Source organism: Flavobacterium hibisci, from assembly GCF_020026925.1.
In the GTDB taxonomy this organism is placed as follows: Bacteria; Bacteroidota; Bacteroidia; order Flavobacteriales; family Flavobacteriaceae; genus Flavobacterium; species Flavobacterium hibisci.
In genome coordinates, this window is record NZ_JAIQDW010000001.1 from 435,657 (window position 1) to 455,169 (window position 19,513).

Below are 19,513 nucleotides of genomic sequence, written 5' to 3' on the forward strand. Positions count from 1 at the left end.
CAATTATATTTATTAAAAATAATTATTCAATAGCTAAAATTAATAATATGCGATTTTTTAAAAATCAATTCACATTTGGAATTTTTTCAATTAAATTTTTCCAATAGCGTTTTGGCATATGCTGAATATGGAGTTTCATGTTTTTTCGTGATTCGATAGTTACGCTGCTAAAATAACGCCGCCACAGATTTTGAAAAAACTCTTCCTGCTCATCACAGATTTCGTTTAAATATTTAGAGGATGTAACTTTCATATTAAACTGTAATTCTATAGTTGAAACATTTTCAAGATCATAATAAATACCATATTTGCGTTTTGCATCATAGATTAACCAGCGCTGATCTGCATAACGGTTTTTAAAATGACTTTCTATTAGAGGTATAACATCACAGTCTGGCTCAATGATAGCATAATACAATTGATCTTTCGTTAGTTTAAAACGAACAAATGCTTCCATTCGATGTGCCTCTTTTCTCGTCAGACGTATTGCTTTTCTAAGATCCCAAACGGCATTATTACTAAAATCTTCTTCTACATTTTTTGTATTAGCAAATACATGCTCTACAAACTGAAACATTGTTTCTTCTATGTCTGGAAGTTCAGACAAAAATGCCTTATACATATCTGAAAAACCTTCTGTCGAAAGTCGTAGCTTCAATCCGTCTAAAACACGTTTTGCTTTTGAGATATCCGTTACCACTAAATGAGAAGTTGCAAAAAGCAATGTTCCAGAAGTTTCATTTTTTGCAAATACAATATCAGAAAGTTTAAACTCATAAACTTCAAATATAGCCGTAAGCCATCCTTCATAAGTTCCGTCGTAAATTACTTCTGTCATTTTGATTAAAATAAAGCAAGTTGATTAGAAAAATCGTTTTTATATTTACTTTTTTGGAAATTTAAGATATGATCCTTGATTTGAATCGATGTTAAATCTTTTTGAAGTTGAAATGGCGTTGCAAAAGCCAGGAAATATTTGGAACGTGAATATGCAATTCCCATTTTTTGTAAATCCTGTGGAAGCAGTTTTTTAAACTTCCTTGCTGCTACAATTTTTTGCGCACTTAAATATCCAATTCCGGGAATGCGTTTTATTATTTCCAAATCGGCCGTATTGATATCAACAGGAAATTGATTCAGGTTACGCAAAGCCCATCCAAGCTTCGGATCGATATCAAGATCAAGATTAGGCTGATTGAACCCGACAATTTCATTTACATCAAATCCATAATAGCGAATGAGCCAGTCTGCCTGATACAAACGGTTTTCACGTATCACAGGAACAGGTGTTCCAATGGCAGGCAGGCGATTGTCATAACTAATGGGAACATAACCCGAATAATACACCCGTTTCATATTCATTTGCTGATAAAAATAATTTGCCATTCCAAGAATCTCAAGGTCATTTTCTTGTGTTGCCCCAATTACCATTTGGGTGCTTTGCCCGGCGGGAGCAAAAAGAGGCGTTTTATAATTTGATTTTTTTTCTTCTTTATACCCAATAATTTCATTTTTAAGATATTTCATAGGACTAATCACATCAATATGATTTTTATCTGGTGCTAATAATTTAAGGCTTTTTTCTGTTGGCATTTCGACATTTACACTTAAACGGTCAGCGTATAGACCTGCTTCCTTCAGCAATTCATCACTGGCTCCCGGAATCGCCTTCAAATGGATGTAGCCATTAAACTTATGTTCAGTACGTAATTTTTTAGCAATTCTCACCAAACGCTCCATAGTGAAATCAGCGTTATCAAAAATACCCGAACTTAAAAAAAGTCCTTCAATATAGTTTCTCCTGTAAAAGCCAATTGTAAGGTCAACAACCTCTTGTACTGTAAAGGCTGCTCGTTTAATATCATTGCTTTTTCTGCTTACACAATAGGCACAATCAAAAATGCAATGGTTTGTGAGCAAGATTTTTAGCAGCGACACACAGCGACCATCTTCGGTGAAAGCGTGACAAATACCATAACCTTTAGCATTTCCCAAACCTTTATTTTTATTCTCTCGTTTACTTAAGGCCGACGAACAGGAAACATCATATTTTGCAGCATCTGCCAATATTTCCAGCTTCTCCATCACTCTATCATTTACCATCAGGATTTTTGTTTTTATCGTTTTTGAAATATTTACAACAATAAAATTAGTTATTATACATAACAATATATTTGTTTTTATTGTTCCAAATTATATCAAACTATGACAAAAATATCACAATGGTCTAAAAAAGAAAACCTCCAAAATCAAATGACTTTGGAGGTTTTATACAAGTATAAACTAGTGCTTATTTACTTTTTAACTTCAATACGGTTACTGAATAAGCGGGTAAATTTAAAGATGCTTTTACACCTTTTAAATTATAACTACTTTCTTTTGGGCTAATTTTTTTAGGCTCTCCAAAAGTATTTTCATCTTCTAAATTCGGACTTGAAAGCGTTATCAATGTGCCTTTAGAAGCAAATTTACCTCCTTTTAAATCAATTGTAACTTCTTGGGAAGCCGCTGCAGTATTTACCAGTTTTACAATTATTTCTTTTGCATTCACATCTTTTACAGCAGATGCATAAAGGTCGTTTTGCCCGGTTAAAGGTTTTGCATCTTTAGTTATGTTTAGCAAATCGGTTCCTTTATTGGTGGAGAATAATTTTTGAACATAATAATTAGCAGAACCGTAAGATTCTAAATTATTGAACCAGATCATGTCTGGTGTCCATTGCCATGCATCTTCATGTGCCATCAGCGGCGCATAAGAAGTCATATTGACTACTTCAGCATTTCTTTCTAATCCAGTCATGAAAGCGGCTTCAGAAAAAGCACATTCCCAGTTATTTCTGTTATTCGGGTTTGCTCCTGAAACACTTTGCGCAGCATATTCACCCGCAAATATTTTTGGGCCTTTGCGGTCATAATGATCATAACGTGAAGCATTTTCCCTAAACCACTTCGGGCTTTGGTAATAATGTTCATCTATAAGTTCAGCATTGAGTTTTTTAAGTTCTGCCATTGCAAAATCAAAATGTTCACCATCCGGTGATGGACCGCTTCCTGAAACGATAATAATATCTGGATATTTGGCTTTTATTGCTTTTTCAAAAATTTTGAAACGCTCAATATAATCCGGCCCCCATTGTTCATTTCCAACACCAATATATTTTAGATTGAATGGTTTAGGATGCCCCATATCTGAACGAAGAATTCCCCATCTGGTTTCTTCTGAACCATTGGCAAATTCAATTAAATCTAAAGCATCCTGTATGTAGGGATCTAATTCTTCGATTGGAGCTAATTCTCCCGTATTATACTGACAGGCCATTCCACAACTCAAAATTGGCAATGGAGTCGCACCAATATCTTCAGAAAGCTGAAAATACTCATAAAATCCAAGTCCAAAACTTTGAAAATAATCAGGGGTCTGTTTGTGACTGAATTCTACATTCCATCGATTCATCATCGTTTTTCTGTCTTCAACATCGCCAACTGATTTTTTCCATTGATAACGGTCAGATAAGGTTCTTCCTTCGACAATACAGCCGCCAGGAAATCTTAAAAATCCAGGTTTCATATCATACAAAAGCTGAACAAGATCTTTTCGTAAACCATTTTTTCTGTTCTTCCAAGTATCTTCAGGAAATAATGAAATCATATCAAGATCAATTGTCCCTGTTCCTTCAAAAGTTATTTTTAATTTGGCTTTAGCTTCAGTCTGAGTTGCTTTAAATTGTGCCAAATAGGTCTCCCATTCTTTTGATGTTGGAATAATACTGGTTTCTCCAATTACTTTTTTATCCTTATCAATAAGCTGAACAATTATTTTTTTGATCGCTCCGTCGTGATTGGCTGCCTTTAAAGAAAGATTATATTTTGCATCCTTTTTCACTCCCATCCCTCTAAAACCTTCATTAATTAAGGCATATCCTTTATCATCATTAATCAGGACACGGCAGAAATTAGGATTGGTTTCATTTTCTACGACCTTTATGGGTGTGGCAACACCCGAATTCATATTTAGAGAAGACCTTTTAGTATTAGGCTGATCCCAACCCATCAAAGGTTTTTCAAATTCAAAAGACCGGTTTTTAATCATTTCGGCATATAATCCGCCGTCTGCTGCGAAATTGATATCCTCAAAAAACAAACCGAACATAGTAGGCTGAATTTTGGTAACGGTTTTAGCAACGTCAACTTCTAAAATTGTTTTTTGGGCGTGTAAGCAAATACCATTGAACAGCAAACCGCCAATGATTATTTTGGTTATGATATTATTTTTCATTTTCTATGATAGTTGATAATTTAGTCTTGCTAATTTATTTAAAGTTTCTTTTAAAACCCCGGTTTTGAAGCAATAATTTGAATTATTATTTTTTTACGGCCTCATATTTCTGAGGAAAAGCAGCTTCACCATCTAAATTATTCACCTTTAAAATATCAACATTTTTGCTTTCGATGGCATATTTAAAATAATCCGGTTTGTTTTTGCCCCAGTTGACAGCGCAATTCTGAACTTTTATGTTTTCAGCCGTATCAAAATAAAATCCTGATGTACTGCCTTTTATGAAACCATCCATTTTTGATGGACGACGATCGTAAATCCCTCCAGGGAAATTTGATGTTTTATCAATAAAAACATTCACTCCTTCAAAAACAATGTTTTTAATTTTGTCCTTTGTTTCTCCGCTTACATACACCCCGTTTTCTCCAAAACACTGAATATTGGTGAAATAAATATTGCTAATTGCACCTACTTTCCCTTCCGTCGCTCCTTTTGGAAAACGCCAGTTGGCATCTTTATGGTTTCCGTTTGCGCGACTGTACGCTGTTACATAAATAGGTTCAGCTTTTCCCCACCAGGTATCAGTAGTGAGCTGGCCTTCGATAATCATATTTGAAAAAATAACATCACTTACGGTTCCTTCATCGCGATTCTGAATCCCGACTCCACGATTACTTTTTTTGATAATGCAATTATTGAAAACCACCTGTCTGATGGCATCCATGTTTTCTGAACCAATTTTAATCGCACAACTGCTGCTCGTCATCGTGCAATTGGTAACCGTTATGTTTTCGCAAGCTCCAAATTCTTCAAATTCCCTTCTATTTTTCAAACAAATACAATCATCGCCGCTTTCTATATAACAATCACTAATACGTACATTTTTGCAATGGTCTAAATCGATGCCATCGCTATTTCGGACTTTCAAACTGTTCAACAACGTAATACCGCTAATGACCACATCATTACAACCTACCAAATGAATTGTCCAGTAAGCAGAATTACCGATGTGAGCATCTTTAATTCTGATATTCTTCCCCCCTATAATAGTCAAAACATGAGGACGTGGATCGAGGATATTGAAAGGTTTTAGTATATAAGCATCATCTTCCTCCGCTCCCATAAAAGAGATTCCGTTTCCATCAATTTTACCGCTTCCGCTAATGCTAAAATTCTCAATATTTTTCCCGCCAATCCAAATAGTTCCCTCGCCTTTGTTTTCGCGGAAGGCGCTTTCCGTATATAATTTTTCATCAGGACTTGCCAAAATTTTAGCACCTCCTTCAATATGCAGATCCACATTGGATTTTACATTAAAAGGCCCGGTCAGGAATGTAAAAGGAGCCGGCATCAAAACCCGTCCTCCGGTTTTGCTGCAGGCATCAATAGCTTTTTGAATGGCAGCAGCATCATTCGTTTTACCATCTCCTTTTGCTCCATATTTTTTAACATCATAGACTTTTTGCGCGATTGCAGTTAGTGAAACACAAAAAATGATTACGGTGATTATTGATTTTTTTTTCATTGGTTTTATTTTTTATAACTATCAAAAAATGTTTGTCATTCCGTAGGAATCTAAAATTTTATTCTATTTAATCTTGAGATTCCTACGGAATGACAAAATGCGTATTACATCGAACGAATAATTCCTTCTTCCAGTCCACGTAATTCAGCCAATCCTCTTAATCTTCCGATAGCAGAATAGCCTGGATTTGTTTTTTTATGTAAATCATCCAGCATCTGATGTCCGTGATCCGGTCTCATCGGAATTGCTGTATCTTTTCTTCCTTCTGCCAGTCTTCTTTTTTGCTCAATCAATATTTCTTTAACCACGGCAAACATATCTACATTACCTTCCAGATGATTGGCTTCATAAAAATTACCTTCATCATCTCTTTGTGTACTTCTTAAATGTATAAAGTGTACTCTGTCAGCAAATTTCCTGAACATTTGTTCCAGATTGTTTTCCGGAATGACACCAAGTGAACCGGTACAAAATGTGATTCCGTTATTTCTGCTGGGAACTTCTTTTGATAAATAATCAAAATCAGCTTCAGTACTAACCACTCTTGGCAAACCTAATATCTGGTAAGGCGGATCATCAGGATGAATACACATTAAAACCTTATTTTCCTCAGCAACAGGTATGATTTCCTTTAAGAAAGAAACCAAATGTTCTTTTAACTTTACAGCATCAATACCTTCGTAAGTGTCTAAAGTTTTTTGAAATTGTTCCAGCGTATAACCTTCTTCTGCTCCAGGCAGACCGGCAATGATGTTTTTTATGAGCTTTGTTTTTTCTTCATCAGCCAATTTGTCCAAATAGTCTTTGGCTTTATTTTTTTGTATTTCAGAATAGTCATTTTCTGCATTTGGTCTTTTCAGTAAATAAAGATCGAAAGCAGCAAAAGCAGCTGTATCAAAACGTAATGCTTTTGAACCATCTTCTACTTCAAAAGCCAAATCAGTCCTTGTCCAGTCTAAAACTGGCATGAAATTATAACACACCACCGAAATGCCGCAGCTTGCCAGATTCCGGATGCTTTGCTTGTAATTTTCGATGTAAACTTTATAATTGCCTGTCTGGGTTTTGATATTTTCATGAACCGGCACAGATTCTACAACAGACCAGATTAATCCGCTGTTTTCAATTTCACTTTTTCGTTTACTGATTTCGTCCACAGTCCAGACTTCTCCATTCGGAATATGATGAAGCGCCGTAACAATTCCAACAGCTCCTGTCTGTTTTATATCTTGCAATGTAACCGGATCATTCGGTCCGAACCATCTCCAGGTTTGTGTCATTTTCATAAATAAATCTTTTTTTAAACTCCGCTAAAAGCAGAAAATCCTCCATCTAAAGTTACTTTTGATCCTGTAACAAATTTTGAAGCATCACTTAACAGCCAAATCAGAGCTCCAATCAATTCGTCAGGATTTCCAAAACGACTGAAAGGTGTGTTTTGAATAATCAGATTGCCTCTTTCGGTAAGGCTTCCGTCTTCATTGGCCAAAAGCCTTCTGTTTTGTTCCGTTAAGAAAAAGCCTGGAACAATAGAATTCATACGTATTTTATCTCCAAATCTATTGGCTAGTTCAACCGAAAACCATCTGGTATAAGAATCAATAGCCGATTTAGCCAGACTATAGCCCAAAACTCTTGTCAAAGCATGATCTGATGAAACAGATGAAATGTTTACAACGCTTCCGTTCCCCGTATTTTTTATCGCCTCGCCAAAAACCTGAGTCGGCAAAATAGTTCCAAACAGATTCAGGTTCATTACCTGCTGGAGTGCCTCAATATTTAACTGAAAAACATCTTGTCCTGGCTGCACAACTGCATCAGGCATATTTCCGCCGGCTGCGTTTACCAGTCCGTCTATTTTTCCGTATTTGGCAAGCATCATTTCACGCGCCTTTATAAGATCCTGCTCATTGGTAACATCGGCGATCAAGGCGATGGCTTCACCTCCATTTTTTATAATGTTATCAACTCTTTCATGGGCCACTTTTTCATTTCGGCCTAACACACCTACAATTCCGCCTGCATCGGCTATTTTGTTAATAAAAGCTTCACCTAATATTCCGGTGGCGCCGGTTACTATAATTACTTTTCCCTGTAATGAAAAAACTGTACTCACTCTTTTGTGTTTTAAATTATGATAAATTTTTGTTTGCAAATTATTACCAAAATACGGTGTATAATGCTACCAGAATTCCGCTAATAATAAACGAACCGATGATGAATTCAGAAGATACTTTGAACATTGCTGTATCTACCTCTATATTATGAGATTTCTGCTGCTCTTCTGATGACGGTTTTAAAAGACTGATTGTTACCATCAATAGTACTATGGCGAAGAAAGAAATTGTCATTCTGTCTAAAAATGGGTAATCCGGAAAAGCACCGTTTGTCCACATTGGCAGAAATTTTAATACTGCGGCAATAGGCACTGTAAATAATGCCCCGGCAAGTCCTGCTGCTGGTGTGGTTTTCTTCCAGAACATTCCCAATAAAAAGATCGCCAAAACACCAGGCGAGAAGAAACCAACATATTCCTGTATAAACTGATATGCCTGATCTAATGATTTTAACTGAGGTGCTACAACAGCTGCAATTATCATACAAACCACTACAGAGCCTCTTCCTGTAAGCACCAATTTTTTTTCTGATGCTTCACGGTTAAAATATTTTTTATAAATATCTAAAGAAAAAATGGTCGAAATACTATTGGCTTTACCAGCCAAAGATGCTACAATTGCTGCTGTTAAAGCGGCCAGTGCTACTCCTTTTAATCCGGCCGGCAATAAATTCATTAAGGTTGGGTATGCGTGATCCGGTTTTAAAACTCCGGTTGCATCTACCATTTCATGCTGAAACATTCCGTTTTGATGCATTACATACATGGCAATGCCAGGCAAAACGGCAATAATAGGCACTAATAGTTTTAAAAAAGCGGCAAATAAAATTCCTTTTCGTGCTGTTTTTAAATCGGCTCCCAAAGCCCTCTGAACGATGTACTGATTACAGCCCCAATACGCCAGATTATTGATCAGCATTCCTCCAACCAACACAGACATTCCTGGTAATTCAGCATAGTGTGGGTTTGATTTGTCCAGAATCATGTGTAAATGTCCCGGAGCCTCGTCGGCTATAACTGAAAGTCCTTTTAGAATATCTTTTCCATAACCAAACTGCTCTGATAATAAGGTTAATGCTAAATAAGTTGTTACCAAACCGCCCAGAATCAATACTATTACCTGAAACATATCCGTATATCCAATTACTTTCATTCCGCCTAAAGTTACGATGATTGAGAATAAACTTAATGCAATCACACAAAACTGAAAACTTACAGGTGCTATAGATGAAATGGCTAAAGCGCCTAAGTAAATTATAGAAGTCAGGTTTACGAATACATATATCAACAGCCAGATTATAGCCATTATGGTACTCACGGTCCCATTGTATCTTTTTGCCAAAAACTGTGGCATCGTAAATATCTTATTTTTAAGATAAACTGGTAAAATAAACATAGCAACTACAATCAACGTTGCAGCCGACATCCATTCGTAAGAAGCAATCGCCAGTCCGATGGCAAAACCCGAACCACTCATTCCGATAAAATGTTCAGCCGAAATATTAGAGGCAATTAATGAAGCCCCAATAGCCCACCAGGTAAGCGAGCCTTCAGCCAGAAAATAATCATTGGAACTGGTCGTAGCATTTTTCTTGCTTCTGTAAATGTACATCCCGTAGGAAGTGACAATTACAAAATAGATAAGAAAAACAATATAGTCTGCACTTTGTAAAGTATTCATAATGAAGTTTTTTTGGTTGATAGTTAGTGGTTGTTAGTTTTTGGTAATGATTTGGTTTAGATTTTTAAAAACCATTTTTTCTTATATAAAAAGTAAAGTAAAATGAGCTGTACAAATGTTACTGATATGGTTACAAATACGGGCTGCCATACAAGTGGCCCAAATTTAATAAGTCCCCCAAATACATAATCTGCGGTGTGCTTAAAATTAACCAGACCTTCAGAAGCCATATAAATTAAAATAGAATTTGAACCAATTAAAATGAGTGGAAATGCCCACTTTTTAAAGCCTAATACATCTATTAATATATAAAAAAACAGGAAAAACAAAATACTGAAGCCACCAACAAAACAAACAAACGAACTTGTCCATAAGTGCTTGTTAATTGGGAAATCAAAATCCCAAAGAAGGCCTATTATAATCAGCACAATAGCTGAACCGGTCATAATTACTATTTTGTTTTTTATGGTATAATAAGCGTGTTCTGATTTTAAAAATGTCCCTAAAAATACTCCCAACAAAGCTGTTGAAACAGCCGGTATTGTCGAGAATATCCCTTCAGGGTCATATACTATACTATGGAGTCTTCCCGGAAGAAAAAGTCGGTCAATGTATCCTTCCAGTGAACCCTCTGCTGTTAAATTGCCTGCTCCAAAGCCCGGGACTGGTATTAATTTCATGGCTAAATAATAACCAATCAGAATTCCTGTAAACCAGATGATTTGTTTCTTCAAATCAAAGTTTAAATAAATCAGTCCTGCAAAAAACCAGGCGATCCCGATACGCCCTAATACACTGGCAAAACGCGTTTGTTCATATCCGTCAAAACGCAATAATCCGTTGACTACAAATCCAAGGAATATCAGGATGCAAGTCCTTTTTAGCATGGAAAGGTATATTTTTTTCTTTTCTTTTGATGGAAGTTCACTTGGTTCCGTCACTCCTGCCAGCTTGATTTTTTTATCGAAGGAATACGGCATTGAAACCCCTGCAACGAATAAAAAAACAGGGAAGATCATATCATAAAATGTAATACCATCCCAGTCTGTATGATGCATTTGTGAGGACATCCATACAAAAACCGGGATTGGGGCAGCTTTGGCCAAAGCGTGAATAATGTGTTCGCCGCTCATAATCCAAAACATAACAAATCCTCTTAGAACGTCTAAAGAAATTAATCTGTTATTTGTAGTAATTTTGTTCATACCGGATTTATTTTTAAAGCATATTTTACCTGCTGATTCCTTCGGTGAGGACCAACTTATTGTTCTTTTTTATGTGTAATTATTGGTTTATAACATTCTTTACAAAAGCATAGAAGTCTTTTTTTTACAACAACCACGTTCATATAAAACGAACGTGATCGAATGTAAAGTGAAATATTTAAGCATTAAACGGGGCAAAGATTTAATGTACTTAAATTATTTCGGTTATTATTTTATTGGTTTAATAACAAAACCGTAACTATATTCATTTTGTGTCAGTTGATATTGTGGATGCGGTGGCAATCCCCAGCTGTTGTCACCTCCTAACCCTCTTTGGGTTAAGTCAACGCAAACCACAACTTCATCTCTTGGCGTAATATCACTGGAGTGAATATTTTTTTTAGAAATTCCACCATCAAAATCAGCCGGATAATTATTCAGTGTACTGATTCCTAAAGGCTGAAGCCCTTTTATTTCGAGGCCTTTTCCTCTATTGTCTAAAAGTGAAAACCAGCGAACATCTGTTTTATATCCATTTTCCTGAGGGCGTGTGTAAGGCACGTATTGATCTGCAACTTTACTAGTGTAAATTCCTTTTAGTGATGCTGTTTTTCTGTCAGGATAATTTTCTAAAGGTCCCCTTCCGTAATAATTCAGGTTTTCTAATGTATTTTTCAAAGTGAAAATCATACCAAAACGTGGCAACTCCGGAACCGGATTATTACCTTTTTTATAAGCCGCCTGAATTTCCAAAGCACCATCAATCCTTAATGCATATTTGATCGTGTAATCTGATGCAACATCGTTTAGTTTTAATTTCGCAACGATATATTTTTTTCCGGCTTCTTCAATTTGCTGAATACTTTCTAATGAGGTATTTTTTCCGGCAGTTCTCCAGACATTCGTTCGAATCTGCATTTTATTTCCGATATCATTATCCGTCGGTGCTCTCCAGAAATTTGGTTCCGGATATTCTTTAAAATATTCCTCACCTTTTATACTGTAATACGAAATCAATCCGGTTTTGTTGCTGATTTTAACTGTAGTATCATCTGACGTCAAAACAAACTCATCTTTTTCATCCTGAACTTTTGCCGTATTTACTTTTTCAGAATTTGTAAAGTATTTCCCGTCTTCGATAACAAATTGCTCTTTGGCAATTTCAAAATTCTCTGGCAGTAATTCTGAACCTGTTTTTGTTGTAGCAAAAACATTCAATAAATATTCAGTTCCTTCTTTTGATTCAAATTTTGGTAAATCAATTTTAAATTGTTTTTTCGTTTTAGGATCTAAAGCGACATTAAAATTTCCTTCTTTAATTACTTTTCCGTTTTCTAAAACTTCATATCTAAAGTTGTATTTATTAAGGTTTGTAAATCCGAAGTCGTTATTAATTTCAATGATTCCGTTTTTGATATCAACGGCTTTAAATAAAATATCCTGATATACTTTTTTTACTTCAAAAGCTCCGGGATGCGGCTTTCTGTCTGCATAAACCAATCCATTGTGGCAGAAATTTTCGTCATTAAGATAATTCTGACTGCCCATGTCTCCTCCATAAGCCCAGTATTCCCGGCCAGCTTCATCTTCTCTCTTAAAGCCCTGATCTACCCAGTCCCAGATAAAACCGCCCTGCATGTTTTTGCTTCCGCGGATAATATCCCAGTATTCCTGAAAATTTCCGCTGCTGTTACCCATTGCATGCGAATACTCACACATGATATACGGGCGTGTAACTTCTTTACGTGCCGCATATTCCTTCATGTGTTCTATTGTCGGATACATTGGACACACGATATCGGTATTTTCGTTTTCTTTAGCCTGCTCAAACTGAACCAAACGGGTATTGTCTCTCTTTTTTATCCATTTGTATGCTTCGTGAAATACAGGTCCGTTCGCACTTTCGTTACCTAATGACCAGATAATTACTGATGGTGCATTCTTATCTCTTTCTACCAGACTATAAATTCTGTCCAGATGCGCTTCTCTCCATTCCGGAAGATAACCCGGATTCGTTTTTGGGTTCATCCACTTTAGAGGCTGTCCCTCAACTCCCATTCCGTGGCTTTCGATATTGGCTTCATCCACCAGAAATAAGCCGTATTTGTTACAAAGTTTTACCCATAAAATATTATTCGGATAATGGCTGCAGCGAACAGAATTAATATTAAGCTGTTTCATCATCTTAATATCTTTCATCATAGTCGCTTCATCCTGATAATGTCCGGTTTCAGGATTGTGCTCATGAATGTTAACTCCATGAACCATTAATCTGACTCCGTTAACCAATAATTGTCCTCCTTTTAATTCTACTTTTCTAAAGCCAATCTGGGTAGAAGTTGTCTCTATAATATTGCCTTTTGCATTTTTAAGCGTCAAAACTAAAGTATACAAATTAGGATTTTCACTGCTCCATAATTTTGGAGCTGAAACTTTTTGAGAAAAATTAATTGTTTGTGTTTTATTCGCAGCAAAATTTATCGGCAATTCTTTAACGAAAACAGTTATGCCTGATGCATCAACCAGTTTAGCTATTAATTTTTGATTGTTTACAGCCGAAGAAGTCAGATTTTTTAAACTTACTTCAACACTCAGGCTTCCGTTTTTGTAATTGGAATCCAAATCAGGTTTTGCAAAAAAATCAGCAATTCGAATATCATTGGTACTATACAAATACACATTTCTGTCTATACCAGAAAGTCGCCACATATCCTGATCTTCCAGATAAGAACCATCACTCCATCTGTAAACTTCTACAGCAAGATCATTTTTGCCTGGTTTCAGGTATTTCGAAATATCAAATTCAGCCGGACTTTTAGTGTTTTCCGTATATCCTACTTTTTCACCGTTTACCCAAATGTACATTGCTGACGTTCCTGCTTCAAAATGAAGATATACATGTCTTCCTTTCCAGTTATCAGGAAGTATAAAACCTCTTTTATAAGAACCTACCGGATTATCCCAATGATTGATAAATGGCGGATTTTTTTCGAAAGGATAGGTAATATTGGTATAAATTGGTACACCATAACCGTGCAGTTCCCAGTTCGACGGCACCTGAAGCTCGTTCCAGTGCAGCGTGCTGAAATCTGTTTTGTAAAAGTCTTTTGGTCTTTGATCGGGTGTTGGGGACCAGGAAAATTTCCATTTACCATTCAGGGAAAAATACCATGGTGAATTTTCATATTTATCGCTTATGGCAGATGGTTCGTCTGCATAAGGGAGAAAAGACGCTCGTGCCGGTTCTCTGTTAATCTGAAACACCTCTGGATTCTCCCAGTCATTTCTGTCTTTTTCCTGTCCTACAGCACCTGAAACAAAAATCACTAACAGACCAAACAAAAATATTTTCGTTTTGATTTTTTGCATTTAATTAATTTTAAAACTTCCGTTGAAAGAATAACAAAATATTAAGTACCTAAGCAGTTGGGTGTAACTATTAAAAACGTCAGTTCGAGTGTTTTTTGTGTAGAGAAAAACTAATTACTCCCAAATGGTTAAGTATCTACTTTAAAAATTTAATTTTTCCGGCAAATATTTAGCTACTAATTCTTTGTAATATGGCAATAATGCTTTTACGTCCGGTTTAACTGGCGCTTTTGTGTATAAATCGTATGGATTAAATTTTCTTACCCAGTCAAACATTTCGATATCTTTTTCATTCATTAAATGTGCATAAGCATTTTCTTTATGCTGCGAATAAAAAGAATGGTAGCGAATCATATACAAAGCAGGCTCAGGCAAATAATCTTTCATGATCTGGTACAAATATTCATCATGCCCCCAGCTCATTTTTACATTATCCAGTCCGCAATTTTCAGTATAAACCCCAAATTTAGTATTAAACCTTTCATCTGTATAATCAGGATTGTCTTTGAAAAACTCAGAATACACAATTTTATCTGAATAGGCACAACCTACAGGAAAAGTATCCCCTACTACAGCCCATTGTGGTTCTCCGAATAAACATAAAATTTTACCCAAATCATGTATAAATCCGGTAAGTACAAACCAGTCCGGATGACCATCAGCCCTAATTGCTTCTGAAGTCTGCAATAGATGCTGCGTCTGGTCCAAATCAATATCCGGGTCGCTATCGTCAACAAGTGTGTTTAAAAAATCTACTGCTTCCCAAATGGACATTTGTTTTTTATTGAACTGTAAAAATTCCTGCTCTTTGCTGCAAACAAAATCGTAAGTCTGATACGTATGATTTATTCTGTAAAATTCCCTAACCGTTTCTACCCTTTCAGAATCTACATAATTTCTAAACTCCTCTTTTTCTTTTACAGGTTCAGATGGATCCGGATAGCGTAATAACAAATCATCTTCCCATTCATCTAAATTATGCAACGGATTATCTGTGTCTATATGCTTTTTCATGCGATTATAAATTAAAAGTTATAAGACAAAAATAGAATTACCTATAGATTTCAAAATGGACTAATACATCAAAAACATGGATAGAATTTAAATATGTAAGAATAATACATATGTAATTTCGAAAAAATCAAAATTCCTTTACTGAAATTCCAAATTCTCATTTTCAGAGTATTTAAAAAATAAATTCCAAATTCCAACTGCACACTAAGTTGGAATTTGGAATTTAAAAAATTGAAATTTATATTAATTGATAAGTTTACTTGGAGGAAAACCAAACTGTTTTTTAAAGCATCTGCTGAAATATAACGGATCATTAAATCCCACCATATTCGTGACTTCAGAAACATTATATTTTTTCGTTTTTAAAAGTTCGGCCGATTTTTTTAAACGGATGGTACGAATAAATTCATTTGGTGCGAGATCAGTCAGTTCTTTGATTTTTCGATATAATTTAGACGAACTTACGCTCAGTTTGTCACACAAAAATTCCGTTGACAAATCTAATTCACTGAGATTCTCATTGATTAAAGCAGTGATTTTTTCCATAAATTCTTCGTCAATTGGTGAATGGGTAAGTAAGCTTACTTTGCTTTCTACTTCTCCGGAAAATTTTGCTTTAAGGTCTAGTCGTGATTTAATAACATTTTCTATAACCGATTTCAATAATGTAGGTTCAAAAGGCTTTACCAGATACCCATCAGCGCCTATTTCGTATCCTTTAACCTTATCAACATTTTCACCAAGTGCGGTAAGCAGTACAACCGGAATATGGCTGATAAACTCGTCATTCTTCAGCTCTTTACAAAATTCGAGTCCGTCCATAACCGGCATCATTACATCGGCAACGCATAAGATTGGTTTAATTTGCCGGCAAATTTTAAGACCTTCCTCTCCATTTTCGGCATCATACACTTTGTAGTAATCGGATAAAAAGTCTACCAGATACTTTCTAAGTTCTGTATTATCCTCAATCACCAGTATTTTTTGTTTCAGTTCTGTATTCTGAATTGTTTTCTTTGCTGCTTTTTCCGGAATCAGCATGCTTAGATTATCATTTTTCAAAGCATATTCAAACACTTCCTTAGTTTCATAAGAAACCCGGTCAATCGGAATTTCAACCCTGAATGTACTTCCTTTTCCGAGTGCACTTTCTACACTAATAGATCCTTTATGAATGGCTACTAATGATTTTACCAATGACAATCCAATACCAGATCCCGTATTATGTGCCTTACTATTAGAAGCCTGATAAAATCGTTTGAAGATTTTTTCCTGGCTTTTCGGCGGGATTCCGATACCATCATCTATCACTTCAATAACCAGAATTTCATCGGTATTTTTTTTTAGCCTGATGAATAAATCTACGTTTCCGTATTTATTGGTAAACTTCAAAGCATTGGATAACAGATTGTACAGGATTTTATCATACTTGTCATTGTCAATCCAGCCTTCAATAGATTCTGCTTCGGCAATAAAATTCAACTTGATTTTTTTGTTGAAAGCCATTTCCTTGAAAGAATCAAAAATGTTTTTCGAGTAGCTTAAAATATCCGTTTTTGTAACCTTAAGCTTTAATTCGCCAGACTGTGCTTTCCTAAAATCAAGAACCTGATTTACCAGATTTAAAAGCCTGCTGGCATTTTGATAAATAAGATTGTACCTGCTTTTTTCATAATCGCTGGCATTAGTGTTTTCGTCCAGTAATTGCTTAGCCGGACCTAAAATAAGCGTTAACGGCGTTCTTAGCTCATGCGAAATGTTGGTAAAAAATCGAAGCTTTTCGTTATTCAGTTTAATATCATGTTCCCTGTTTACTTTTTCGGTAAGCAGTTCCTGTTTCAGACGGATACGGTTTTTAATTTCTTTTCTTATAAAATAAAAAATGGAAAACAGTGCTATAAAAATCAGTAAGAAAGATATTGGCGTTAACCAAAACGGCGGCAGTATCCTGATCTCATAGGAAACTTCTTTGCTCCAATGACCATCGCTGTTACTGGATTTTATTTTGAAAATATATTTCCCGGGATAGAGATTGGTATATTGAACTGTTCTTGAGTTACTGTTTGCCGTAATCCATTGCTTGTCAAAACCTTCCAGCATATACTGAAATTTATTTAGTTTTTCATTGGCAAACGAAGGTGTCGAAAACTGAAGAGAGAAGTTACGGTTTTTGTAACTCAGTTCTACTTTTTTGGCATAATTTAAATCCTGTGAAAGCGGAATGTCTCCATTAATTTCCATTTCAGGAAGAATCTCTTCGTTCTGAATCTTGAATTCGCTGATAACAGGTTCTGGTGACCAGTTATTTCTCTTCATGGTTTTTGTAGAAAATGTTATGATACCATTTTTACCGCCAAGAAAAATTGTAGAATCATTAAAATTGAAAAAGCCGCTTGAACTAAAAACATCCAGCCTGTTACCACTGTTTACATGATAAATATTGATGTCTTTCAGGTCAGATTTCACCCAGGCAATACTATTATTGTTGATATTGAGCCATAAATTTCCGTTTGCATCAGATAACATATCTGTGATCCATATACCTGAGGTTTCTTTAAAGTTTTTTATAGTTGCAAATGTGTTCTTTTTAGCATCATAGATACACAATCCAAAACGTGTTGAGGCCCATATTTTACCTTTCTTGTCAATCATAATATCACTAACGTTATCTTCGTTAGTCATACTATTTTCTCTTTTAGAAAGGGATTTGTAGGTTTCTAATTTACCTGAAACAGGATTGTATTTTACAACACCCGTTTCTGTAGCAAACCATACGTTATTTTGAGGATCTTTTTCAATCGAGTTGATTTGGTAACCAGGCAATAATTTTCCTTTTGAAGTCTGAACCTGAAGCGTTTTTGTATTTAATATAACTGCTCCTTCACCAAATGAACCTATCATCAAAGATTCTGCTCCAATTTTTCCAAAAGCAAATATTGGCGAAGTATCAAAACCAAGATTCACCTCTTGTGATGCATTGGCAGTGTAATTATACACCATCAATCTGCCATCCCAGAGTCCGCAATAAAAAGTTTTGCCATCTTCAGAATAAATGCTGGATATATCAATCGATTTGTTGTATAAGGGTACAAAACCTTTAGCATTTGAAATAAAAAGCCCGTTATGACTCGTCGCCACAATTACTTTTCCATCATACGTTTTGGAAAAACCTCGTATGCGGGGCGCCTGATTGCCGATGTAACGGGAAATATCCTTATTGAGTGTAAATTGATTTTCATACGGATCAAATTTGTCAAGACCATCTTCAGTACCAATCCACAAAACTCCTGAGCGATCAAAATACAGGGCCGAAACCAAATTATCCACGATGGAAGTATCATCAGACAATATAGAATAATACCATTTATAATCGCCTTTCTGAATGTCTTCTAATTGTTTGCAAACTAATAATCCGCCAAGCGTCCCCACCCAATATTTACCATCCGGAGCTTTGGCAACTGATAAAAAATAAGGTCCTAAACTCCCTCTGATTTCTTTATTCTCAATATATAGATTTACAAATTCATCGTTCATCTTATTTAATTTATAAAGCCCTCTTCGTGTTCCGACAAATATGTCTGCTTTGGCATCTTCATAAATAAAATTGATGTACGGGTTTTTCTCATTTGAATGAGGTACCAAAAGTGTGTAGTTGTTCATTCTTATAATAGCCCCTTTGCTGTCTAAAGTAATTTTGGCAACAGACCCTTTATCATAACTTCCAACCCAGATATTTCCCTTTTTGTCTTCAAATATTTCTTTTACGTAGTCAAAACCTTTAATTGGGATTTTTTCAAATCTGTTTTCTTTCAAAAAGAACATATAGAGTCCCTGATTTTTAGTCCCTACCCACACTCTTTTGAACTTATCAACATACACAGACCTGATTTCGCCTTCTGGAATACTGTTCGGGTCATTTTTTTTAGGGAGGAAAGTCACAAAAGCATGCGTATCCATTTTAAAAAGCGTAAGCCCTTTTCTGGTTCCGATCCATAAATGATTTGAAGATTCATCTAATCTTAGTGCCGTTATGTCGTCATTATACAATCTGTTATTGCCGGGTGAGGAACTCAAGTAGTTTTTGAACTGATAACCATCGAATCGGTTTAACCCAAAAAAAGTTCCAAACCACAAAAAGCCTTTTTTATCCTGTACTATATGCCGAACAGAATTATGAGACAATCCATTGTTGTCATTATAATGTGTGAATTTTATATTCTGCGAATTTGCATTATAAAAAAAGAGGAAGCTGAGAAGTAGTATGAAAGAATTTTTTCTCATATAATGAATTATAAATACTGCTTATGTTTCGGTTAAGATAAAGTTA

11 protein-coding genes are annotated in these 19,513 nt (G+C 35.5%); all 11 read right to left on the reverse strand.

Going from position 1 to position 19,513, the window contains the following annotated elements:
* Positions 1–64: 64 nt before the first annotated feature.
* Entirely contained in the window at positions 65–838 is a 774-nt protein-coding gene (locus K8B81_RS01635; protein ID WP_223678397.1) for a TIGR03915 family putative DNA repair protein, read from the reverse strand.
* Between the two features lie 5 nt (positions 839–843).
* A complete protein-coding gene (locus K8B81_RS01640; protein WP_223678398.1) occupies positions 844–2,103 on the reverse strand; it encodes a putative DNA modification/repair radical SAM protein in 1,260 nt (419 codons plus the stop codon).
* Positions 2,104–2,290: 187 nt separating this feature from the next.
* Positions 2,291–4,276: an alpha-L-arabinofuranosidase C-terminal domain-containing protein gene (locus tag K8B81_RS01645; RefSeq protein ID WP_223678399.1), complete on the reverse strand. Its 1,986-nt coding sequence runs from the start codon at positions 4,274–4,276 to the stop codon at positions 2,291–2,293.
* A gap of 85 nt (positions 4,277–4,361) precedes the next feature.
* Entirely contained in the window at positions 4,362–5,801 is a 1,440-nt protein-coding gene (locus K8B81_RS01650; RefSeq protein ID WP_223678400.1) for a glycoside hydrolase family 28 protein, read from the reverse strand.
* A 104-nt stretch (positions 5,802–5,905) separates the two neighbouring features.
* A complete protein-coding gene (gene uxuA / locus K8B81_RS01655; protein ID WP_223678642.1) occupies positions 5,906–7,081 on the reverse strand; it encodes a mannonate dehydratase in 1,176 nt (391 codons plus the stop codon).
* A 20-nt stretch (positions 7,082–7,101) separates the two neighbouring features.
* Positions 7,102–7,917 carry an SDR family oxidoreductase gene (locus K8B81_RS01660; RefSeq protein WP_223678401.1) on the reverse strand — a complete coding sequence of 272 codons (816 nt, stop codon included), beginning with the start codon at positions 7,915–7,917 and terminating at the stop codon, positions 7,102–7,104.
* Between the two features lie 43 nt (positions 7,918–7,960).
* Complete coding sequence (locus K8B81_RS01665) at positions 7,961–9,598, reverse strand: sodium/sugar symporter (RefSeq protein WP_223678402.1); 1,638 nt, start codon at positions 9,596–9,598, stop codon at positions 7,961–7,963.
* Positions 9,599–9,654: 56 nt separating this feature from the next.
* Complete coding sequence (locus K8B81_RS01670; RefSeq protein WP_223678403.1) at positions 9,655–10,803, reverse strand: acyltransferase family protein; 1,149 nt, start codon at positions 10,801–10,803, stop codon at positions 9,655–9,657.
* 228 nt (positions 10,804–11,031) lie between these two features.
* Positions 11,032–14,172: a glycoside hydrolase family 2 TIM barrel-domain containing protein gene (locus tag K8B81_RS01675; protein ID WP_223678404.1), complete on the reverse strand. Its 3,141-nt coding sequence runs from the start codon at positions 14,170–14,172 to the stop codon at positions 11,032–11,034.
* A gap of 141 nt (positions 14,173–14,313) precedes the next feature.
* On the reverse strand, positions 14,314–15,186 hold the full coding sequence (locus tag K8B81_RS01680; protein WP_223678405.1) for an inositol oxygenase: 873 nt from the start codon (positions 15,184–15,186) through the stop codon (positions 14,314–14,316).
* Positions 15,187–15,429: 243 nt separating this feature from the next.
* On the reverse strand, positions 15,430–19,467 hold the full coding sequence (locus K8B81_RS01685; RefSeq protein ID WP_223678406.1) for a hybrid sensor histidine kinase/response regulator: 4,038 nt from the start codon (positions 19,465–19,467) through the stop codon (positions 15,430–15,432).
* Positions 19,468–19,513: the final 46 nt, after the last annotated feature.